We start from the raw sequence: 20,875 nt of genomic DNA, 5'->3' as shown, positions 1-20,875 counted from the left end.
TGGCATAGTTCGACTGTACGTAGGTACTCGTACATTCGTTTCCTGCTTCCCCCGTGAAGGGCGTTCCATGTCGACACCATCCGTGCCGCGACTCGGCTGGACCCTGGCGCTCCTCGCCCTGGCCCAGCTCATCTACGCGCTCGACCTCAACATCGTGTTCGTCGCGCTTCCCCAGATCGGCGCCGACCTGGGCTTCCCCGGCCAGACCCAGCAACTCGTGGTCAGCGCGTACGTCGTCTTCGCCGGCGGCTTCCTGCTGTTCGGCGGCCGGGCGGCCGACCTGCTCGGCCGCCGCCGCATCTTCGTGCTCGCCCTGACCCTGTACGCGGTCTCCTCGCTGGCCGGCGGGCTGGCGACGACCCCGGCCGTCATCATCGTGGCCCGCGCGATCCAGGGCATCGGCGGCGCGCTGCTCCTGCCGTCCACGCTGGCGCTGCTGAACAGCCTGTTCGCCGAGGGCCCGCAGCGCAACCGCGCGCTCGCCGTCTGGGGCGGCGCGGGCGCGAGCGGCCTGACGATCGGCGCGCTGCTCGGCGGCCTGCTCACCGAGCACTTCGGCTGGCCGGCCGTGTTCTTCGTCAACGTCCCCCTCGCCGGGATCGTCGCCCTCGCCGCCCTCGCCGTCATTCCGCGCGACCCGGCCGGGCGCGAGCGGCGCCGGTTCGACATGCCGGGCGCGCTCACCGTCACGGGCGGCTCGACGTTGCTGGTGTTCGCGCTGGTCGAAGGGCCCGAGATGGGCTGGGGCAGCCCGCTCGTGGCCGGGGCGTTCGTGCTGGCCGCCGTCCTGCTGGTGATCTTCGCGCTGGTCGAGGCCCGCAGCGCCGACCCGCTCATGCCCTTCCGGCTGTTCCGCAACCGCAGCCTGACCGTCGGCATGCTGGTGACCTTCATCTACATGGCCACCTTCGGCGTGCTGCCGTACTTCCTGACCGTGCTCATGCAGAGCGTCCACGGCTACAGCGCCCTGCAGACCGGGCTCGCCTTCCTCATCCCGTCGCTCGCCATCGCCGCCGGCACCCAGGCCGGCGAACGCCTCGCCACCCGGTTCGGCAACCGCGCCACGCTGCTGACCGGCTTCGCCGTCGGCGTCGTCGGCACCGCCGTGCTCGCGCTCGGCTTCGACGCCGGCGCCGGGTACGGCCTGCTCGTCCCCGGTCTCGTCGTCTCCGGCGTCGGCCAGGGCATCGTCTGGACCGCCATGTGGATCGCCGCCGCCACCGGCACCCCGGCCCACGAGCAGGGCGTGGCCAACGGCATCGCCTCGACCGCGCTCAACATCGGCAACGCGATCGGCCTGGCCGTCTTCACGTTCATCGCCGATCTCGGCACCGAGGGCAAGGCCGGAGAGGCCCTGCGCGCGGCCATGGCCGACGGCGAGTTCCTGGTCGTGCTGCTGACGGCGGCGGCGATGATCGCCGGGCTCCTCGTCACGCTCGCGCTGCCCCGCCCGCGCCGCGACGCGCCCGGGGCGGCCCGGCCCGACCCGTCGCCCGCGGCGGCCGGCTGAGCTCATGCGTCCGGTTCCAGGCGCCCCGTCACGGTGACGAAGGAGCGGGCGGGCAGGTGGACCCGCAGGCCGGCGCGCGTGGCGGTGACCTCGTGCGGACGGGGCGCGACGGCCTCGGGCGCGTCCGGGGTGTTGTGGTCCTGGAGCCTGCCCGCGGTGAGGATCCGGGCGCTCACCTCCGTCAGCGCGCCGCCGCGCAGGTCCAGCTCGACCTCGGCCGGCTCGTCGGCGTCCAGGTTGGACAGGGAGAACAGCGCCCGGCCGTCCTTGCGGCTGGCCGACATCGAGACCGTGGCGAGCCGCGCGTCGCCGACCGCGCGCTCGGGCGTGCCGGCGGGCAGGTCCACGCGCAGCGAGGTGGCGTCCTGGTGGCCCTTGTTCATCTCGAAGACGTGGTACGTCGGCGTCAGGACGAGCGCCCCGCTGTCCGGATCGGTGAGGATCATGGCCTGGAGCACGTTGACGGTCTGGGCGATGTTGGCCATGACCAGGCGGCCGGCGTGCCGGTGGAAGACGTCGAAGTGCACGCTCGCCACGAGCGCGTCGCGCAGGGTGTTCTGCTGGTAGAGGAAGCCGGGGTTCGTGCCCGGCTCGACGTTCCACCAGGTGCCCCACTCGTCGAGCACCAGGCCGACGTTTCTGCCGGGGTCGTAGCAGTCCATGACGTTGGAGTGGCCGGTGATCAGCTCGTCCACGCGGGCGGCCTGGACCATCGTGCGGTAGTGGTCGTCGGTGTCGAAGACGGTGGCCGCGCCCTTGTCCTGCCAGGTGCCCGGGATCGTGTAGTAGTGGAACGACAGCGCCTGCATGAACGGCGCGGGCCGGTAGGCGCAGCCCAGGTCGCCGAGCTGCTTCATCAGGGTCTCGGTCCAGGCGTAGTCGGCGGCGTTGGCGCCCGCGGCGATGCGGTAGAGCGTGTTGCCGTCGTGGTCGCGGCAGTAGGTGCCGAAGCGGCGGGCCTCGGCGGCGTACTGCTCGGCGCGCATGTGGCCGCCGCAGCCCCATGCCTCGTTGCCGAGCCCCCAGAAGCGCACGCGCCAGGGCCGCTCGCGGCCGTTGGCCTTGCGCAGCCGGACCATGGGGGAGTCGCCGTCGCGGGTGAGGTACTCCACCCAGTCGCTCATCTCCCTGACCGTGCCGGAGCCGACGTTGCCGCTGATGTACGGCTCCGCGCCGAGCAGCTCGCACAGCTCCATGAACTCGTGCGTGCCGAAGTGGTTGTTCTCCTCGACGTTGCCCCAGTGGGTGTTGACCATCGAGGGGCGCCGCTCCTTCGGGCCGACGCCGTCCATCCAGTGGTACTCGTCGGCGAAGCAGCCGCCCGGCCAGCGCAGGTTGGGGATGTCGAGGGCGCGCAGCGCCGCCACGACGTCGAGGCGGATGCCGCCGGCGTTGGGCAGGTCGCTGTCCTCGCCCACGTAGAAGCCGCCGTAGATGCAGCGGCCCAGGTGTTCGGCGAAGTGGCCGTAGAGGTGCCGGCTGATCACCGGTCCGGGGACGTCGAGGTTGACGATGGCGGGCACGACGGGGTGGGTCATCGAGGCGCACCTTGCTGTCTGACGGGGGTGGAAAGCGCTTTCTGGGGCGATCTTAGCGCGCGTCCCCACGCACGACCGGCGCGTACCGGTGCACCCTGGGAAAGTGCCGCAGAACGCCTCCCTCCGCAGTCCCTGGTTCGCGCCGCCCGCCGCCCGCGCCTGGAGGTGCGCCCCCGCGCCCGCCGAGGTGCGCCGCTTCCACGCCTCCCTGCCCGGCTACGCATCCACCCCGCTGACCGAGCTGCCGCCGCTCGCGGCGGAGCTGGGGATCGGCAGGGTCTTCGTCAAGGACGAGTCGCGGCGGCTCGGACTGCCCGCGTTCAAGGCGCTCGGGGCGTCCTGGGCCGTGCACCGGGTGCTCGCCGAACGCGACGACGACGGCCCGGTCACCCTGGTGACCGCCACCGACGGCAACCACGGCAGGGCCGTGGCCCGCACGGCCCGCCTGCTCGGGCAGCGCGCCCGCGTCCTCGTCCCGCGCGGCGTGCATCCGCGCGCCGTCGCGGCCATCGCCGCCGAAGAGGCCGAGGTGACGGAGGTCCCCGGCTCCTACGACGAGGCCGTGCGCCGCGCCGCCGAGGCCGCGTCCGCGCCGGACGCGGTCCTCGTCCAGGACACCGCCTGGCCCGGCTACGAGCGCGTCCCCGGCTGGATCGTCGAGGGCTACTCCACTCTGAGCGCCGAGATCGACGAGCAGCTCGCCGCCGCCGGGATCGACGGGCCCGACCTGGTGTCCGTGCCGGTCGGCGTGGGGTCGCTGGCGCAGTCCGTCGTCACCCACCACCGCAGCCGCCGCTCCGGGAACCCGCCGGCGCTGGTGGCCGTCGAGCCGGAGGCCGCGGCGTGCGTGCTCGCGAGCCTCACCCGGGGCGCACCCGTCAGCGTCGCCACCGGCGAGACCACCATGGCCGGGCTGAACTGCGGCACCCCCTCCAGCATCGCCTGGCCCTTCCTGCGGGACGGGCTGGACGCCGCGGTGGCCGTCCGCGACGCCGACAGCGCCCGCGCCGCCGCCGACCTCGCCGCGCTCGGCGTACGCTCCGGGCCCTGCGGAGCGGCCGCGCTCGCCGGGCTGCGCGCGCTGCTCGGCGGCGCGGACGGGGCCGGGCACCGGGCGGCGCTGGGCCTCGGCCCCGCCTCGGTGGCCGTGCTGCTCAGCACCGAGGGCCCGGACGCCAACCCGCACGCCGAGCCCTGACCCCCAGGTGAGAGGACGCCATGTTCCCCGAGACGTCCCCGTGCCTCCACAGGAGGTAGCCGACCGGCAGCACGAGCACCAGGAGCCGGGCGGGATGGTCGCGGATGTCGTCGAACTGGAGCTGGTGCAGCAGACCGGCACGCAGGGATTCGTTCTCGGTGACGAGCGGCACGAGGGCCACCAGCCCGTACACGACCAGGACATCCATGATCGCCTTCAGCGCGCGCCGCCCGGAGACCGGCGGCGCCGGAGAGCCGGACGCGAGCAGCACCAGCAGGGCAGCCGCCAGCAGGCACAGCTCATAGAGCCCCCAGCCGCCGGAGAGGGCCTCGAACCAGTCCGGGGTGAACATGGACAGCGAGCCATCGCAGATGTCGTCCCCCTGGTAGTCGGCCGACAGCGGCCGGACGAGCGCGATCAGCGTCAGCGCCCAGGCGGCCCGCGGTCCCGCCGTCGCCGAGTGCCGCCGTAAGAGGGCGACCAGCACGACCAGCACCGGCACGGCCCAGGTCGTGGCGAGTTCGGTGAGCGTGGCGAGGTCGTCGCGCAACGGCAGGAACGGGGAGCGGTCGACCGAGTCGTACAAGCGTACGCAGCCCACGACGCCCTCGGTGAAGCCGCCGTAGGCGTCCTTCATGTAGTACTTCTCGGACAGGCTGGACGCCGTGAACGCGGAGGACCAGTCGAACCAGGTGTCCCAGGTGGGGTAGGCCGCGGCGGTGAGGGCCGCCGCCCAGGCCAACGGGGTTGAGGGTGACACGTCAGCGGCTCCTTTGCTTCCGGCGCACCCTATCGGTGATCTTGAGCCTGAGCGCCGTGCTCACCGGCACGATCACCGACTTCTGCTCGTGAACACCCCCTCAGCCACGCTCCTTGGCGACCGCCTCGCGTACGGCGGGGGCGATCTCCCCGGCCCAGCGGCCGAGCGAGACCTGGTCGGCGACGCCCTGCTCGGCCGAGAAGAGGATGAAGCCGGACGCGCCGTGGTCGAGCACGGCCCCGGTCAGCTCCTCGATCCACTGGGCGGGCGAGCCGCCGAGCCAGCGGCCGTCGCGGTCGCGGGTGGCGGCGAGCGGCCGGTCGGTGATGCGGCCGGGCAGGTTGTAGACGGTGCGGATCTCGCCCGGGTCGCGGCCGACGGCCGCCGCGGCCTCGTCGATGACGGGCCGTGAGGTGCGGTAGCGCTCGCTCAGCCAGTCCGCGGCGTGGCCGGGGATCCAGCCGTCGGCCACCCGGCCGGTCGCAGCCAGCGACTTCGGGCCGTTGGAGCCGGTCCACACCGGGGGAGCGGCCACCGGGGCCGGCTCGATGCCGCGCACCTGGTAGTGGCGGCCCTCGAAGGTGACCGGCGGGCCGCCGCCGGACAGCAGCCTGACCAGGACGATCGCCTCCTCGAACGCCTCCACGGCCGCGCCGGCCGACAGCCGGGGCACGCCCATGTCGGCGATCCGGTCCCACAGGCCGCCCGCGCCCATGCCGAGCACGACGCGGCCGTCCGCCAGCGCGGACAGGGACGTGACGGTCCTGGCCAGCATGGGTGCGGGCCTGGTCGGCAGGTTGGTGACGTTGACCAGGCCGGAGAGACGCCGGGTGCGGCCGAGGACGACGCCGAGCGCGGCGTAGGCGTCCAGGCGACCGCCTAGGTAGGGGTGGTCCGACAGGGAGAACAGGTCGAGCCCGTCGCGGTCGGCCTGCTCGGCCAGGCGCAACAGCTCGCCTGCCTCGCCGACGCCGCTGTGTGCGCCGAAACCGAAGACAACGCCGGATGCGGACATGATGACGCCTTCCGTGGAAGTAAGTTCGTACTACGAACCATATTAGTTCGTAGCGCGAACTTCAATTCCGGGGGCCGGTTCCTGGAACACCACGGGCACCTTGTTGGCCGTCACGACGGAGCCGAGCAGCGCGGCGAGCGTGTCGCGATCGTCCTCGGACAGCTCGGCCGTCAGCCGCTCCACGCGGCGGCAGGTCTCGGCGTAGAACCGCTCGGCGAGCTCGGCGCCCTTCCTGGTCAGCGCGATCCGCACGGCCCGCGAGTCGCGCGGGTCCGTCCCGCGCCGGACCAGGCCGTTGCGCTCGGTGCGGTCCACCAGGCCGGTCAGGCTGGACTTCGCCAGCCCCAGCGTCGCGCCCAGCTCGCCCATCCCGTACGGCCCCGGCATCAGCACGCACAACAGCTGGCCCTGCTGCGCCGTGATGCCGAACTCCCTGGCGGACTCGGTGTAGACGGCGTTCACCAGGAACGCGCCGCGCACCAGCGCGGCCACCACGCCGATCCGCCCGTCCTCTTCTCCTGTCACGCGCCCAGCGTATGGGAAATTCGTGCCACGAACTAACCCCCGATGGCCCGTCAGTTCGTCCGGCCGGCCAGGTTCTGGACCCAGGCGGAGACGCTCCGCATGAGCGGGGGGAGCTCGCCGACCAGCGGCACCACCAGCGTCTGCATGAGGGAGCCGACGATGCCGGCCACGGCGAGCACGCTGACGATGCCGCCGGATCGCGAGGATGGTGCGGAATGCAAATTTGTCCCCTTTTAGGGTTAATGTCCGGATGCACTCTACGCACGGTGTGCATCCTGCACATCCGGCGGGCGGCATCGAGCGCCACTCACCGGGTAGGGCACCCGTACACGTGACCATCGGGGGAGGTCACCATGGGTGCGGACGAGGGCCGTGAGGACAGCGGCCTGCCGTTGGAGATGCTGGATCCCGCGCCGGTCGGCGTCGTGGTGACGCGGGGCCCCGAACACCGGCTGGTCTACACGAACGCCCTGTTCCGGTCGCTGTTCAGGGACCCCAAGGGCAAGGTGTCGGTGGAGGAGTCGTTCTACAGGTTCGTCCGGCGCTACTACCGCCCGCGCATGGACCACGTCCACGCCACAGGCGAGCCGATCATGATCCTGGCCGAGCCCGAGCTGCCCTCCGCCGAGCGCCCCGAGCCCGAGCGGTTCTTCACCGCCAGCCTGTCGCGGATCTCCTTCGGCCCCGGCGACCACGGCGTGCTGGCCATGGTGATCGACGTGACCGACCAGGTCGGCAGGGCCCACCGGATCGCCGCCATCGCCGAGGAGCGCCGCCGCCTCCTGCGCCGGCTGGCGAGCCTCATGGAGATCAGCGCGCCGATCATCTGGGTCACCAGCCGCGACGGCTTCGTGAGCGAGCCGAGCCGGAACTGGGAGCGGGTGACCGGCCAGACGTGGGAGGAGTACCGCGGCCAGGGCTGGCTGCGGGCGGTCCATCCCGACGACCGCCGGGCCACGATCAAGTCCTGGGCGCGGGCCGTCAACGACGTCAGCAGGACGTGGGAGCACGTCTACCGGCTGCGCACCGCGCACGGCGGCTACCGGCACTTCCAGCTCCGCGCCGTGCCCATCTGCGAGGACGGCCGGGTGGTCGAGTGGGTGGGGTCGAGCACCGACATCGAGGACCAGTGGCGGGAGCAGCGGGCGCAGCGCCTGCTCGACCGCGCCGCCGAGGTGACCGCGCAGTTGCGCAGCCTGGAGGAGATGCTGAACGCGCTGGCCGGGGTGATCGTGCCGGAGATGGCCGACGGCTGCAGCGTCTACCTCGTCACCGACCTCTCCGACGGGCGCCAGGGCGAGGCGCCGCTCATCGTCCGGAGACTGGCCACCGCCGTCAGGGAGGGCCTGGAGATCCCGGTGCCGTACGTCGAGGAGCGGCTGGCGGGGCGGCACGCCTTCGTCAAGGCCGTACGGCGGCGCCGGCCCGTGCGCAAGACGTTCCCGGCCGGCTCGCCGCCACCGGGCGTCGTCCCCGACGCGGCCCGGGCGTGGGTGAGGGACAGCGGCGGCAACGGCGCGCTGATCCTGCCCGTCGTGGTCGACGGGACCGTGCCCGCCGTGGTCGTGGCCGTGACCTGCGGGGACCGCCCGCCCATCGGAGAGGAGGACGCCAGGCTGCTGGACCTGATGTTCGACCACACCCACGACGCGCTGAGCCGGGCCATCCGGTTCCAGCGGACCCAGCAGGTCGCGCTGGCCCTGCAGTACAGCCTGCTGGCCGAGCCGCCGCGCCTGCCCGGACTGCGCATCGTGGCCCGCTACCGGGCGAGCCCGGCCGCCGCGGAGATCGGCGGCGACTGGTACGACTCCTTCGTCCTGCCCGACGGCGTCCCGGTGCTCGTGATCGGCGACGTGGCCGGCCACGACCTGAACGCCGCCGTCTCCATGAGCCAGATCCGCAACATGCTGCGGGCGCTCGCCATGGACCGCCGCGAGCCGCCGGGGGACGTCCTCTCGCGGCTCGACACCGCGATGGAGTCGCTGGCCGGCGAGATCACCGCGACCTGCGTGTGCGCCCGCGTGGAGCCCGCGGGCGACGGCTACCGGCTGGACTACGCGGTGGCCGGCCACCCGCCGCCGCTGCTGGTCGAGCCCGGTGGCCGGGGCCGCTTCCTGGAGGAGGCCGTGAGTCCGCTGCTCGGTCTCACCCCCGGCGGGGAGCGACCGTCGGGTGAGGAGCCGCTGCCGCCGGGCGGCACGCTCCTCCTCTACACCGACGGCCTGGTGGAGCGGCCGGGCGAGCACCTGGACCGCGGCCTGGAACGGCTCCGGCTGGCCGCCGAGCGGCTCGCCGCCCGGCCCGTGGACCACTTCTGTGACGCCCTGCTGGACGAGCTTCCGACGACCGGTCTGGACGACATCGCCGTCATGGCCCTGCGGCTGCCGCCCCGCCCCCGGCGGACCCGTACCTCTTGACAGCCGTCCGGCCGGCGCCACTTTCTGTGACGAAATAGTCTCTTAAAGTGGCGGAGCGGCAGTGGCCGTGGCAGGGTCGTGGTGGCGTGAACGCCCTGTTTCCAGCGAGAGAGGCCGCACATGCACGATCTCCGCCTGCGCACGGTGCTCGCAGCCGTGCTCCTGGCCCTTCCGCTGACCGCCGCCGCGCCCGCCCAGGCCGCGGACGCCGTGCTCGGCCAGCGCGTCGCGGTGCCCGCCTACTTCCTGCCGAGCGGCGGCACCGCCGCCGACTGGAGCCTCATGAACACCGCGGCCGGCAAGCCCGGCCTCCTGGTCGCCAACGTCGCCAACGGCCCGGACGACGAGGCCAGACCCGCCTACGCCGACGCGCTGGCGGCCGCGCACGACGCCGGCATCAAGGTCATCGGCTACGTGGACACCGGCTACTTCGGCACCACCGGCTTCGGCACCCGGCTCGGCTCGGTCTCGGCCGACGACTGGCGGGCGCAGATCCAGTCCGACGTCAACAAGTGGTACCGGTTCTACGGCTCCTCGATCGACGGCATCTTCTTCGACCAGGCGCAGAGCCTCTGCGGCCCGGCGGGCGTCGGCGACGCCTGGGTGAGCCTCTACCGCGAGGCCACCGCGTACGTGAAGAAATACCACCCGGGCGCCACCACCATCGCCAACCCGGGCGTCTCCCCGAACCCGTGCTACGCGGACGCCGCAGACATCCTCGTCACCTTCGAGGGCCCCTACGGCTCCTACCTCGACCGGCAGGGGTCGTACCTGCCGGCGGCGTGGGAGGCCCGCCACGACCCGAGGCGCATCTGGCACCTGGTCTACGACGTGCCCGCGTCGGGGCTGGCCACCGTGATGAGCCTGTCGAAGGCCAACAACGCGGGCTACGTGTACGTGACCGACGACGTGCTGCCGAACCCGTGGGACCGGCTGCCGCCGTACCACGCGGAGCAGGTCACGGCGGCCAAGGGCAGCGGCGGCACGGCCCCGGCGGCGCCCCCCAGGCCGGCGGCGAGCCAGGTGACGGCCACGAGCGTCCGCCTGAGCTGGACCTCGGCCCTCTGCCCCGGCGCGGTCGGCTACGACGTCTACCAGGGCGGCGTGAAGATCGGCACGCAGGCGGACTTCGCGCCGGCGGCGACCACGTACGACGTGGCCGGGCTCGCGCCCGCCACCTCCTACACCTTCACCGTCAGGGCGCGCGACAAGGCGGGCAGGACCTCCGACGCGAGCCGGGCGCTGACCGTGACCACCGCCGCGGCCAGCGCGAACGCCCCGACGACGCCCGGCACCCCGGTCGCCTCGGACATCGGCCCGACCAGCGTCAGGCTGAGCTGGACGGCCTCCACCGACGCCGACCCCGGCGACCGCGTCCAGTTCTACGACGTCTACCGGGACGGCGTGCGCGAGCTGGCCGTGCCCGGCACGCTGACCGGCGTCACGGTGGGCGGCCTGACCCTCGGCGGCACCTACGCCTTCACGGTGCGGGCCCGCGACACGACCGACCGGGTCTCGGCGCGGTCGGGCGCGGTGTCGGTGACGGCCGGCTCCGGCCCGATCAGCGGCGCGACGGCGTCGGTGATCGGGGCCGACGCGATCTACCAGGCCCGCTTCACCCTGCCGTACGCGCAGCGCCACGTCTTCGTCGACACCGACGAGGACCCCCGGACGGGCTGGCCGGTGCACACCGTCGGCGCCGAGTACATGATCGAGAACGACACGCTGTACCGGAAGACCGGCGCGCCCGGCGACTGGTCGTGGAGCGCGGTGGCCGGCGTCGGCCCGCTGGTCTCGGACGGCGTCCACCGGTGGGCGGTGCCGCTCCCGGTGCTGGCCGGCACGGGGAGCACGCAGCGGATCGTCTTCCACGGGACCGACGGCGTCCGCCACGACTACGCCCCGGACGTCGTCACGCTCATCACGGGCTGACCTCCCTGCATGCACGGGACGTGCCGGCGCGTCACGCGGAACCCGTGCACCGGTCGAGGAGTTCGAGCAGGTGGTGGTAGGGCTCCCCGGTGGCGCGGGTCAGGCCGAGCTCACACGTACGGTTGACCGAGGCGTGGGCCGCGTGCTTCCCGGCCCGCACCGCGGCGGCCTCGGCCCGGGTCGCGGAGGCGGTCAGCTCCGGGTGCAGCAGGCCGCGGTCACCGGCGAAGGCGCAGCACTGCCAGCCCTGGGGGACGACGACCTCCTCGGCGATGGCCTCGGCGATCTGCTTGATCGCCGCGTCCAGGCCGAGCTGCGTGGAGGAGCAGGTGGGGTGCAGCGCCAGCGAGGGCAGGCGGCGGGTGACGGTCAGGCGGGGCAGCAGGTGCTCGGCGGCGTACGCGACCGCGTCCACGACCCGCACGCCCGCCGACTCCAGGCCCAGGCGGTGGAAGCCCTCGGTGCAGGAGGCGGCGTCGGTGATCACCGGGAGCCGCCCGCCGTCCGTGGCCTCCCGCAGCGCCTCGCGGACGCGCTCGCCCATCGTCCGCTGTCCGTCGGTGTAACCCTTGGACGACCAGGGGGTGCCGCAGCACAGGCCGGCGACGCCCTCGGGGACGCGCAGCGTGACCCCGGCCCGCTCGGCCAGGCGCCGCACCGCGGCCATCACGCCGGGCCCGCCGTCGGCGGGGGCGAACATCGTGTTCAGGCAGGACGGCAGGTAGACGGCGTCGGGCGCGGCGGCCGGGACCGGGAGGCGGGGCTTTCCGCCCCGGGGCAGGTCACGGCTCCACTGGGGCACCGCCTCGGCGCTCATGACGGCGCGGGCCGCCCGGCTCGCGCCCTCGGCCAGCGCGGGCGGGACCGCCGCCGCGGTGTCCAGGGCCAGGTTCATCGCCCGGGTGACGCCGTCCCAGTGCCTGGCGGCTCCGTTCCAGCCGGCGCGGGCCGCCCGGCCGTGGCGTTCGGCGCGCAGCCGCTTGGTCAGGTCGCCGGTGTTGATGCCGACGGGGCAGGCGGTCGCGCACATGCCGTCCACGGCGCAGGTGTCCACGGCGTCGTAGCCGTAGTCGGCCTCCAGCGCGCGGGCGAGCGCGCGGTCGCCCGCCTCGCGGGCGGCGGCCAGCTCGCGGCGCAGCACGATGCGCTGGCGGGGCGTGGTGGTCAGGTCGCGGCTGGGGCAGACCGGCTCGCAGTAGCCGCACTCGACGCACCGGTCGACCTCGGGCTCGACGGTGACCACGTTCTTGAGGTCGCGCAGGTGCGCGTCGTCGGCGTCGGTGAGCACGACGCCGGGGTTGAGCGTGCCCGCCGGATCGCACAGGCGCTTGACCTCGCGCATCACCTCGTACAGCTCGTCGCCGTACTGGCGGCGGACGAACGGCGCCATGACCCGGCCGGTGCCGTGCTCGGCCTTCAGCGTGCCGCCCCGCTCCAGCACGGCGGTCACCAGGTCCTCGGTGAAGTCGGCGTAGCGCTCCAGGTCGGTGGCGAAGCGCTCGTTCAGCATGAAGTGCAGGTTGCCGTCCTTGGCGTGGCCGAAGACGACGCTGCGCTCGTAACGGTGCTTGGCGAACAGCGCGTTCAGCTCCTCGCACAGGCCCGCCAGGGCGGGCACCGGGACGGCGACGTCCTCCAGCAGGGCCGTGGTGCCGGAGGGGCGGGCACCGGCGACGGCGGCGTACAGGCCCTTGCGGATGTGCCACAGCGCGGCCCGGCCGCCGGCGTCGCGGCTCAGCCGGGCCGGCGCGGCCAGCTCCAGCGCGCCGAACACCTCCTCGGCCGCCCGCTCGCGCCCGGCCAGCACGTCGGCGTCGGACTCCTGCCACTCGATCAGCAGCGCCGCGTGCCCGGCGACCTCCATCGAGCGCAGCACGTCGTCGGCCTTCGGGTCGGCCTGGGCGACCCGCAGCGACTCGGCGTCCAGCAGCTCGACCGCGGCCGGCTCCGCGGCCACCAGCTCCGGCATGGCGGCCATCGCCCGCCCCAGGGAGGGGAAGACGAGCAGCCCCGTGGCGGCCAGCGGATGCGCGGGCACGGTGCGCAGCACCGCCTCGGCGACGAAGCCGAGCGTGCCCTCGCTGCCGATGACCAGGTGGGCGAGGATCTGCGCGGGGGAGTCGTGGTCGAGGAAGCTGTTGAGGCCGTAGCCCATGGTGTTCTTCAGCGAGAACTGCGCCTCGACCCGCCGCACCGAGTCGGGGTTGCCCCGCACCCGGTCGCGCAGCCGCAGCAGGCCCTCGGCCAGCTCGGGTTCGAGCGCGCGCAGCCGCTCGTCGGCGTCCGGCGCGCCGGTGTCGACGAGCGTGCCGCTCGCCAGCACGAGCGTCATCGACTCCAGCGTCCGGTACGTGTTCGCGTGGGTGCCGCAGGTCATGCCGCTGGAGTTGTTGGCGACCACGCCGCCGATCGTGCACGCCGACTCGCTCGCCGGGTCGGGGCCGAGCTTGCGGCCGTAGGGCGCGAGGCGGGCGTTGACCTGGCGCAGCACCGCGCCCGGCTGCACCCGCACCCGCGCGCCGCCGTCCAGCACCTTGATGTCCCTGAAGTGCCGGCGCGTGTCCACCAGCAGGTGCTCGCTCACGCCCTGACCGCTGAGGCTGGTGCCGCCGGAGCGGAACGTCACCGGCAGCCCGGTCCGCAGCAGCGCCGCCACCTGCCCGGCGCTCTCCGGCACCAGCACCGCCTCCGGGGTGAGCAGGTAGTGCGAGGCGTCGTGGGCCATGCCGAGCCGGTCGCTCGCCCTGGTCCTGGCGATGCCCGGCACCGCCGCCTCCACGCGGGACAGGACGGCGGGGTCGGGGGCGGTCAGACGGGACGGTCGGGCGTGAATCACAGTCGTGCTCTCTTCACTGGGGACTTGCGATGGTGCGGGGGCCGGGCGCTAGCGCGGTCCGGCGACGTTCTGGCGCTGGCTGCCGAGTCCTTCGATGCCGAGCTCCATCACGTCGCCGGGCTGGAGCCAGATCTGCGGGTCGTGGCCCATGCCGACGCCCGGCGGGGTGCCGGTGTTGATCAGGTCGCCCGGCTCCAGCACCATGAACTGGCTCAGGTGGTGCACGATGACGTACGGGTCGAAGATCATGTTCTTGGTGGTGCCGGTCTGCCGGCGCACCCCGTTGACGTCGAGCCACATGCCGAGGTTCCTGACGTCGGCGATCTCGTCGGGGGTGACCAGCCACGGGCCGGCCGGGTTGAAGGTCTCGGCTGACTTGCCCTTGCTCCACTGCCCGCCGCGCTCCATCTGGAACGCCCGCTCGCTGACGTCGTTGACCACGCAGTAGCCGGCGATCGCGTCCTTCGCCTCCTCGGCCGAGTCGAGGTAGGAGGTGCGCCTGCCGATGACGATGCCCAGCTCCACCTCCCAGTCGGTCTTGGTGGAGCCGCGCGGGATGCGGACGTCGTCGTACGGCCCGACCAGCGTGTTGGGCGACTTGGTGAACAGGATCGGCTCGTCGGGCACGGCCTGGCCGGTCTCGGCGGCGTGGTCGCTGTAGTTGAGCCCGATGCACAGGATCTGGTGCGGGCGGGCGATCGGCGCGCCGATCCGTTCGCCCGCGAACTCCTGCGGCCGGCCGGTGGCGACCTTGTCGGCGAGCAGCGCGGCGCCGCCGGCGGCGAAGAAGCGTTCGTCGAAGTCGGGGGTGACGTCGGAGACGTCGATGTAGTGATGCTCGTCGATGCGGACGACGGGCTTCTCGGCGCCGGGCGCGCCGATGCGCATGAGGTGCACGGGGATCTCTTTCAGAAAGGGTTCCAGTAGGGCGTGGGCAGGCGCCGCTCTCCACGGTGGCCGTTCACGAGAGGTCCTCTCCGGAGACGATGGCGCGGATGGCGGGCAGGTCGTCGATCAGGGCGCGCAGCGGGGTGCGGTAGGCCAGGCCGCTGACGCTGATCGCGCCGCTGGGCGAGGTGGGCGAGGTCAGGTAGGCGGGGACCGCGACGCAGTTGACGCCCGGCTCGTTCTCCTGGTCGTCGGCCGCGTAGCCCTGCTCGCGGACCCGGGTCAGCTCGGCGTGCAGCTCGCCGGCCGTGCCGATGGAGCGCTCGGTGCGGCGTTCCAGCGTCCGGCCGCCCACCCAGGCGCGGACCGCGTCCTCGTCGGGTAAGGCGTGGGCCAGCAGCACCTTGCCGACGGCGGTGCAGTGCGCCGGGTTGCGCCCGCCCACGACGGACGTCAGCCGCACCGCCCCCATCGGGGGATCCAGCTTGGAGCGGTAGACCACCGAGGCCCCGTCCAGCACCGCGTAGTGGACGGTCTCGCCGTGCCGGTCGCAGAGCGCCTTCAGCATCGGCGTGACGCGGACGTGGTCGGGACGCTCCTCGTGGTGCGCGAAGGCCATCCGCAGGAACTCGTCGCCCAGCACGTAGCGGCCGTGGCCGTGCTGCGCAGCGAACCCGGCCCTGCGCAGCGCCGCCAGCGCGCGGTGCACGGTCGGCTTGGGGCTCGACACGGCCCGCGCCATCTCCTCCAGCCCGATGCCGTCGGGGTGACGGGCCAGCTCGGCGAGCACCGCGAGCACGCGGTCGGCCCCGACGAGCCGGGTCTCGGCGGCGGGATCGTCAGGAGTGGCTCGCGACACGTTCCGAACATTAGACCATCGTTCCGTCAAACGAAAGTTGGCCGTCTCTGGGGTCTGTTGACAACCTCTGTCCCAGCGACACAATAGACATATGAACAACTCTTCAGATGTGAGCGTGACCGCCGTGGACGGCTGCGCACTCAAGGTCGTGGACGCCGACCGGGTCGCCGCCGTGCGCGAGCGGATGCCGCCCGGCGACGACCTCGCCGACACGGCCGACGTCTTCGGCCTGCTGTCGGACACGAACCGGCTGAAGCTGCTCGTCGCCCTCCTGGAGGGCGAGCTGTGCGTGTGCGACCTCGCCGCCGTCACCGGCCAGAGCGAGTCCGCCGTCTCCCACGCCCTGCGGCTGCTGCGCGCGCACCGCATCGTCGCCGCCCGCCGGGCCGGCCGGATGGCCTACTACCGGCTGGCCGACCCGCACGTACGGATGCTGCTCGACCTGGCGCTCGCCCACACCGAGCACACCGACGCCATCCACCCCGAACGCTCCGGAGACCGGTGATGGGCGCGGGACACGGGCACGGGCACGCGGCCGGACGGCACCGCTGGCGGCTGGCGCTCGCGTTCGCCCTGATCGGCTGCTTCTTCGTGGTCGAGCTGGTCTACGGGCTGCTCTCCGGCTCGCTGGCCCTCATGTCGGACGCCGGGCACATGGCCGCCGACGTGGTCACGCTCGGCGCGGCGCTGGTCGCCACCCGGATCGCCACCCGCCCCGACACCACCGGCCGGCGCAGCTACGGCTCCTACCGGGCCGAGGTGTTCGCCTCGCTGCTGGCCGTGGTGCTCATGCTGGGCGTCGCGGTCTACGTGGTCGCCGAGGCGATCGGCCGGATCGGCGGGCCCGCCGAGGTCTCCGCCGGGCCGATGCTCGTCGTCGGCGCGATCGGCCTGGCGGTCAACCTGGTCGCGCTGGTCCTGCTGCGCGCCGGCGCGCGCGAGAGCCTCAACGTCAAGGGCGCCTACCTGGAGGTCGTCGCCGACACGGCCGGCTCGGTCGGCGTCGTCGTCGCGGGCTGGCTCATCGCGGCGACCGGGCAGGTGTTCTGGGACACGCTGATCGCCCTGGCCATCGGCGTGTTCGTCGCCGTACGGGCCGTCTCGCTCGGCCGGGAGGTCTTCGCCGTGCTCGGGCAGCACGTGCCGGAAGGGCTCGACGCCGCCGCCGTCGCCGCCGACCTCGCGGCCATCGAGGGCGTGCGCGACGTCCACGACCTGCACCTGTGGACGCTCACCTCCGGCATGAACGTCGCCACCGCCCACCTCGTCACGGCCGACCAGGACGACCACCACGCGGTGCTCGACCAGGCCCGCGACCTGCTCCGCCGGCGTCACGGCGTGGCCCACGCCACCCTCCAGGTGGAGCCGCACGACCACACCGGCTGCGACGAGATCGGCTGGTAAGCCTGCCCGGGGCGGCTCAGTCGCCGAGCGCGAGCCGGACGCCGAAGGCCGCGATCACCGTCCCGGTGATCCGGTCCAGGAGCCGCCTCGCGCGGGTCGTCCTCAGCCGTTCGCGCAGGACGCGGGCGAAGGCGACCAGCACCGTCGACCAGATCAGCCCGAGCGCGGCGTGGACCGAGGCGAGCAGCACCCCCATCGCCAGCGGGGCGGCCCCCGCCGGGATGAACTGCGGCAGCACGGCGACGTAGAACGCGCCCACCTTCGGGTTGAGCAGGTTCGTCGTGAGGCCCTGCCGGAAGCCGCGCTTCATGCTGTCCAGCACGGCGGTGGCCTCGGGTTCGCCCTGGTCGCCGGGTGCCTCCCCACGGAAGGTGCCGATCAGCATCCGCGCGCCCATCCACACCAGGTACGCCGCCCCCGCCCACCGCAGCGCCTCGTACGCGAGGTGCGAGGCGGTGAGCACGGCCGTCACGCCCAGCGAGGTGAGCGCGCCCCACATCAGCGTGCCCGCCTGGATCCCCAGGACCACGCCCCACGCGCCCCGGCGGCGTCCGAGTGCCGCGGTCCGCAGGATCAGGGCGGTGTCGAGCCCCGGCGTGAGGGTGAGCAACCCGACGACGAGCGCGAATGACCACAAGGAGCTGCCGATCGTCACATGCGCGACTTTACCTGGACGACCAGTACGAGAGATGACATTGCCCGATGACTCCGGGTGCAGTTGAATGATCCGATGCAAGCTGGGCGGATGGTCTCCCCGATACTCGTGGGGCGGGAGAAGGAGCTCGCCCGGCTCGTCGAGCTGATCTCCGTCGCCTCTCCCGTCCTGGCCGTGGTCGAGGGCGAGGCCGGGATCGGGAAGTCCAGGCTGGTCGCCGAGCTGCTGGACGGCCCCGCCGTGACCGGCCTGCGGGTGCTGCGCGGCGCCTGCCTGCAGATCAGGGAGCCGTTCCCGCTGGGCGCGCTGGTGGAGGCGCTGCGCGGCCGGGCCGCCGACCTCGGGGAGTCCGCCCTGTCGCCGGTCGCCGGAGCCCTGCGCGAGCTGCTGCCCGAGCTGGCCGCGGCGCTGCCGCCCGCGCCGCCCCCGCTGGACGACCGCGCGGCCGAGCGGCACCGGGTCTTCCGCGGGCTCGCCGAGGTGCTGACCGCGCTCGGCCCGGCCGTCCTGGTCGTGGAGGACCTGCACTGGGCGGACGATCAGACGGTCGAGTTCCTGACCTACCTGATGTCCGTGCTGCCGGGGACGCCGCCCGGCACGCTCCGGGTCGTCCTGACCTACCGGGGGGAGGAGGCGCCCGCCGCGGTCCGGGGGATCACCGCCCGCCTCCCCGACGCGATCCGGCGCGAGCACCTGGTGCTGCCGCCGCTCGACGCCGCCCAGACCCGGGTCATGGCCTCGGCCATCCTCGGGGCGGAGGAGGTGACGGCCGAGTTCGCCGAGCACCTGTGCGCGCGGGCGTCCGGGCTGCCGCTCGCCGTCCAGGAGCTGCTGGCGCTGCTGCGCACCCGGGGCACGCTCATCAGGTGGGAGGGCGGCTGGGCGCGCCGCGCCCTGGAGGAGCTGGACGTGCCGAGCGGCGTACGCGCCTCGGTGCAGGAGCGCGTCGCCCGGCTGTCCGCCGGGGCCAAGGAGGTGGCCGAGCGGGTCGCCGTGCTCCAGACGCCGGTGCCCATCGGCCTGCTGGCCACCGGCGAGGCCGGGGCGATCGACGAGGTGCTCGGCTCCGGGCTGCTCACGGACGCCGGCGGCCTGGTCGGGTTCCGGCACGTGCTGGCGGCGCAGGCGGTGTACGAGGCCATCCCGGCCGGCCGCCGCCGGGCGCTGCACGCCGAGGCCGCCGACGCCGTACGCGGGCTGCGGCCGGTGCCGCTCGGACGGCTGGCGCACCACCTGCGGCACGCCGGACGTACGGAGCAGTGGGCCGAGACCGCCGCCGAGGCCGCCGAGCAGGCGTCCAGGCTGGGCGACGACGCCGAGGCCGCGCGGCTGCTGGCGGACATGCTGAGCGAGACCGACCCGCCGGCGGCGCGCCGGGCGGAGCTGACGGTCAGGCTCGGCTGGGCCGCACTGGAGCTGCTGCGCCCCCCGCCCGTCGCCGGCCTCATCGCCGCCGCGCTGGAGCAGGACGTGCCCCGCCCGCTCCGCGGCACGCTGCGCCTGCTGCTCGCGCTGCACCTGGAACGTACGCGGACCGACGAGGCCCGCATCGGCGAGGCCTTCGCCGCGGCCGCCGAGGACCTGACCGGCCGCCCGGGGGAGCCCGGCCAGCCCGGCCTCGCCGCCTGGGCCATGGTCGGCGTGGGCCGCCCGCCGAGCCCCGTGCCGCAGGACGAGGCCATGGCCTGGCTGGAGCGGGCGCTCGCGACGCTGCCCGCCGTGGCCGACCCCGCCATGCGGATGCTGGTCCTCGGCAAGATCGCGATGATCTTCGTGGTGATCGGCGACCCCCGCTGGGCCGGGCTGGCCGAGGACCTGCTGCGCGAGACCGGCGGGCGCAGGCTGCTGCGCCGCGAGGTGAACGCCTACCGCTCCATCGGCGGGGCCAGCCTGTTCCCCGGCCACCACCGCGCCGGCCGCCGCCTGGTGACGACCGCGATCGAGGACGGCGCCGAACCCGACCTGCGGGGACGGCTCGAACTGCGCTCCCTGGTGATCATCGCCGTGGCCGACTACGTCGAGGGCTCGTGGGACGGCCTCGCGGCGCGCCTGGAGGAGCTGCGCGAGCACTTCGGCGACGAGCCGCACGAGCGGATCATCGTGGACGCGGTGGGCGCCTGCCTGGCCGCGATCCAGGGGCGGCCGGAGTCGGCGCCGCCGTTCCTGTTCGACGTGGTCGCCATGGCCCAGACGCGGGGGCAGGTCGACGATCTCGTCCTGCCCCTGACCGTGCTGCTGCGCCTGGCCGCGCTCCGGGGCGAGCCGGAGGCGGCGCTCGCCGTGGCGGCCGAGGCGGCCGTCCACTGGGAGGCGGCGCGCCTGTGGCCGGTGGCCGTCCGCACGCTGCCCGCGCTCACCCAGGCGCTGCTCGCGGCGGGCCGGGCCGGGGACGCCGCGGACACGGTCGCCACGTACGCCGCCCGCCTCGACGGGCTCGACGCCCCGCTGGCCGGGCCGTCGCTCGCGTACGCCCGGGGCCTGCTCGCCGCCGCCGGCGAGCGGCAGGCGGAGGCAGCCGCCGAGTTCGCCGCGGCGGCGGACGCCTTCGAGGCGGTCCCCGCCAGGTACGAGGCCGCGCAGGCCCACGAGCAGGCCGCCGCCTGCCTGTTCACCCTGGACGACCCCGCCGCCGCCACCCGGCTCGGCCGGGCCGTCACCCTGTACGGGGAGCTCGGCGCCCGCTGGGACCTGGACCGCGCGGCCGGGCTGGGCCGCCGGTGGGGGCTCCGCCCGTCGCCGGTCGCGCCCGCGCGCGGCGGGGACGACCACGTGCTGTCGGCCCGCCAGGAGCAGGTGGCCCGGCTGGCGGCGGAGGGGCTGACCAACCAGGAGATCGCCAGGGAGCTGTTCCTGTCGCCGAAGACGGTGGACAAGCATGTGAGCGCGGCGATGCGCAAGGTCGGCGCCCGGTCACGGACGGAGCTCGCCCGCCTCCTCGACTGAGGCCCGCGCGGAACCTCCCTGACCGGCGAAGCTCCCGACACCGTTTCCAGGGCTGGTTCCCCACCCTCGCGTGGTTTCCCTGATCCCCCATGGGGTTCCCATGCCGCTCTCCAAATGGGGATTTTTCCCCATAGGGCTCCCCATTCCCCCTTCCGTGCCGCCGCCGCGACACTTTCCCCGTGTCCGAAACCCCACCAGCGCCGCGTCCGGGCCGGCAGGACCCCGGCGGCGAGCCCGCCCCCGACGACCCACCCCCAACGGACCCGGCCCCCACGGACCTGACCTCCGCGGACCTGACCTCCGGCCTGACCTCCGCGGGCCTGACTTCTGCGGGCCTGACCCCCGGCCTGACCTCCGCGGGCCTGATCTCCGCGCCCCCGGCCCCCGCGCCCCCG

17 protein-coding genes are annotated in these 20,875 nt (G+C 74.0%); 8 read left to right on the top strand and 9 right to left on the bottom strand.

The window, feature by feature from the left end; all coding sequences use genetic code 11:
- Positions 1-67 precede the first annotated feature (67 nt).
- Complete coding sequence (locus tag AC27IY_RS48560; protein WP_487182059.1) at positions 68-1,510, top strand: MFS transporter; 1,443 nt, start codon at positions 68-70, stop codon at positions 1,508-1,510.
- Between the two features lie 2 nt (positions 1,511-1,512).
- Here AC27IY_RS48560 and AC27IY_RS48555 read toward each other — a convergent pair whose 3' ends face one another.
- A complete protein-coding gene (locus AC27IY_RS48555) occupies positions 1,513-3,048 on the bottom strand; it encodes an alpha-N-arabinofuranosidase (RefSeq protein ID WP_423472093.1) in 1,536 nt (511 codons plus the stop codon).
- Positions 3,049-3,151: 103 nt separating this feature from the next.
- On the opposite strand from AC27IY_RS48555, the gene AC27IY_RS48550 reads away from it, so the two are divergent.
- The gene (locus tag AC27IY_RS48550; RefSeq protein WP_487182058.1) at positions 3,152-4,246 is read left to right on the top strand and encodes a diaminopropionate ammonia-lyase; all 1,095 of its coding nucleotides are present in this window, start codon (positions 3,152-3,154) and stop codon (positions 4,244-4,246) included.
- On the opposite strand, the gene AC27IY_RS48545 is transcribed toward AC27IY_RS48550, so the two are convergent.
- From AC27IY_RS48545 to AC27IY_RS48530, 4 genes are all read right to left on the bottom strand, one after another.
- Positions 4,203-5,006 (bottom strand): hypothetical protein, encoded by an 804-nt coding sequence (locus AC27IY_RS48545; RefSeq protein WP_487182057.1) that lies wholly within the window; start codon positions 5,004-5,006, stop codon positions 4,203-4,205. The two genes, AC27IY_RS48550 and AC27IY_RS48545, sit on opposite strands and share 44 nt — an antisense overlap.
- A gap of 100 nt (positions 5,007-5,106) precedes the next feature.
- Positions 5,107-6,021 (bottom strand): LLM class flavin-dependent oxidoreductase, encoded by a 915-nt coding sequence (locus AC27IY_RS48540; protein ID WP_487182056.1) that lies wholly within the window; start codon positions 6,019-6,021, stop codon positions 5,107-5,109.
- 42 nt (positions 6,022-6,063) lie between these two features.
- Entirely contained in the window at positions 6,064-6,546 is a 483-nt protein-coding gene (locus tag AC27IY_RS48535; RefSeq protein WP_487182055.1) for a MarR family winged helix-turn-helix transcriptional regulator, read from the bottom strand.
- A gap of 50 nt (positions 6,547-6,596) precedes the next feature.
- Complete coding sequence (locus AC27IY_RS48530) at positions 6,597-6,767, bottom strand: hypothetical protein (RefSeq protein WP_487182054.1); 171 nt, start codon at positions 6,765-6,767, stop codon at positions 6,597-6,599.
- Between the two features lie 132 nt (positions 6,768-6,899).
- Between AC27IY_RS48530 and AC27IY_RS48525 the strand changes: the two genes are divergently transcribed.
- Entirely contained in the window at positions 6,900-8,963 is a 2,064-nt protein-coding gene (locus AC27IY_RS48525; RefSeq protein WP_423447903.1) for a SpoIIE family protein phosphatase, read from the top strand.
- Positions 8,964-9,083: 120 nt separating this feature from the next.
- Positions 9,084-10,895: a spherulation-specific family 4 protein gene (locus tag AC27IY_RS48520; protein ID WP_487182053.1), complete on the top strand. Its 1,812-nt coding sequence runs from the start codon at positions 9,084-9,086 to the stop codon at positions 10,893-10,895.
- Between the two features lie 31 nt (positions 10,896-10,926).
- On the opposite strand, the gene AC27IY_RS48515 is transcribed toward AC27IY_RS48520, so the two are convergent.
- From AC27IY_RS48515 to AC27IY_RS48505, 3 genes are all read right to left on the bottom strand, one after another.
- The gene (locus AC27IY_RS48515) at positions 10,927-13,731 is read right to left on the bottom strand and encodes an FAD-binding and (Fe-S)-binding domain-containing protein (RefSeq protein WP_487182052.1); all 2,805 of its coding nucleotides are present in this window, start codon (positions 13,729-13,731) and stop codon (positions 10,927-10,929) included.
- A gap of 48 nt (positions 13,732-13,779) precedes the next feature.
- Positions 13,780-14,628, bottom strand: coding sequence for a fumarylacetoacetate hydrolase family protein (locus AC27IY_RS48510; RefSeq protein ID WP_423472081.1), 849 nt, complete (start codon positions 14,626-14,628; stop codon positions 13,780-13,782).
- A gap of 64 nt (positions 14,629-14,692) precedes the next feature.
- The gene (locus AC27IY_RS48505) at positions 14,693-15,478 is read right to left on the bottom strand and encodes an IclR family transcriptional regulator (RefSeq protein ID WP_487182051.1); all 786 of its coding nucleotides are present in this window, start codon (positions 15,476-15,478) and stop codon (positions 14,693-14,695) included.
- Positions 15,479-15,569: 91 nt separating this feature from the next.
- On the opposite strand from AC27IY_RS48505, the gene AC27IY_RS48500 reads away from it, so the two are divergent.
- The gene (locus tag AC27IY_RS48500) at positions 15,570-15,983 is read left to right on the top strand and encodes an ArsR/SmtB family transcription factor (RefSeq protein WP_344205608.1); all 414 of its coding nucleotides are present in this window, start codon (positions 15,570-15,572) and stop codon (positions 15,981-15,983) included.
- A complete protein-coding gene (locus AC27IY_RS48495) occupies positions 15,983-16,882 on the top strand; it encodes a cation diffusion facilitator family transporter (protein WP_423447895.1) in 900 nt (299 codons plus the stop codon). The genes AC27IY_RS48500 and AC27IY_RS48495 overlap by 1 nt, the downstream gene beginning before the upstream one ends.
- Positions 16,883-16,898: 16 nt before the next feature.
- Here AC27IY_RS48495 and AC27IY_RS48490 read toward each other — a convergent pair whose 3' ends face one another.
- Positions 16,899-17,537, bottom strand: a complete 639-nt coding sequence (locus AC27IY_RS48490) for a LysE family translocator (RefSeq protein WP_487182050.1) — start codon at positions 17,535-17,537, stop codon at positions 16,899-16,901.
- Between the two features lie 90 nt (positions 17,538-17,627).
- On the opposite strand from AC27IY_RS48490, the gene AC27IY_RS48485 reads away from it, so the two are divergent.
- Entirely contained in the window at positions 17,628-20,480 is a 2,853-nt protein-coding gene (locus AC27IY_RS48485; RefSeq protein ID WP_487182049.1) for a helix-turn-helix transcriptional regulator, read from the top strand.
- 179 nt (positions 20,481-20,659) lie between these two features.
- Positions 20,660-20,875, top strand: a 216-nt coding sequence (locus AC27IY_RS48480) for a hypothetical protein (protein ID WP_487182048.1), incomplete at its 3' end; no start/stop codon positions are given.

This window comes from Nonomuraea sp. B208 (genome assembly GCF_057536035.1).
The sequence above is the reverse complement of the archived record's forward strand: the minus strand, read 5'-3'. Positions and strand labels throughout refer to the sequence as shown.

Excerpts from the sequence above, each read along its gene's own strand:
- AC27IY_RS48495 (WP_423447895.1), top strand. The coding sequence starts at position 15,983 with ATGGGCGCGGGACACGGGCACGGGCACGCGGCCGGACGGCACCGCTGG.
- AC27IY_RS48485 (WP_487182049.1), top strand. The coding sequence starts at position 17,628 with ATGGTCTCCCCGATACTCGTGGGGCGGGAGAAGGAGCTCGCCCGGCTC.
- AC27IY_RS48500 (WP_344205608.1), top strand. The coding sequence starts at position 15,570 with ATGAACAACTCTTCAGATGTGAGCGTGACCGCCGTGGACGGCTGCGCA.
- AC27IY_RS48520 (WP_487182053.1), top strand. The coding sequence starts at position 9,084 with ATGCACGATCTCCGCCTGCGCACGGTGCTCGCAGCCGTGCTCCTGGCC.
- AC27IY_RS48540 (WP_487182056.1), bottom strand. The coding sequence starts at position 6,021 with ATGTCCGCATCCGGCGTTGTCTTCGGTTTCGGCGCACACAGCGGCGTC.
- AC27IY_RS48525 (WP_423447903.1), top strand. The coding sequence starts at position 6,900 with ATGGGTGCGGACGAGGGCCGTGAGGACAGCGGCCTGCCGTTGGAGATG.
- AC27IY_RS48560 (WP_487182059.1), top strand. The coding sequence starts at position 68 with ATGTCGACACCATCCGTGCCGCGACTCGGCTGGACCCTGGCGCTCCTC.
- AC27IY_RS48555 (WP_423472093.1), bottom strand. The coding sequence starts at position 3,048 with ATGACCCACCCCGTCGTGCCCGCCATCGTCAACCTCGACGTCCCCGGA.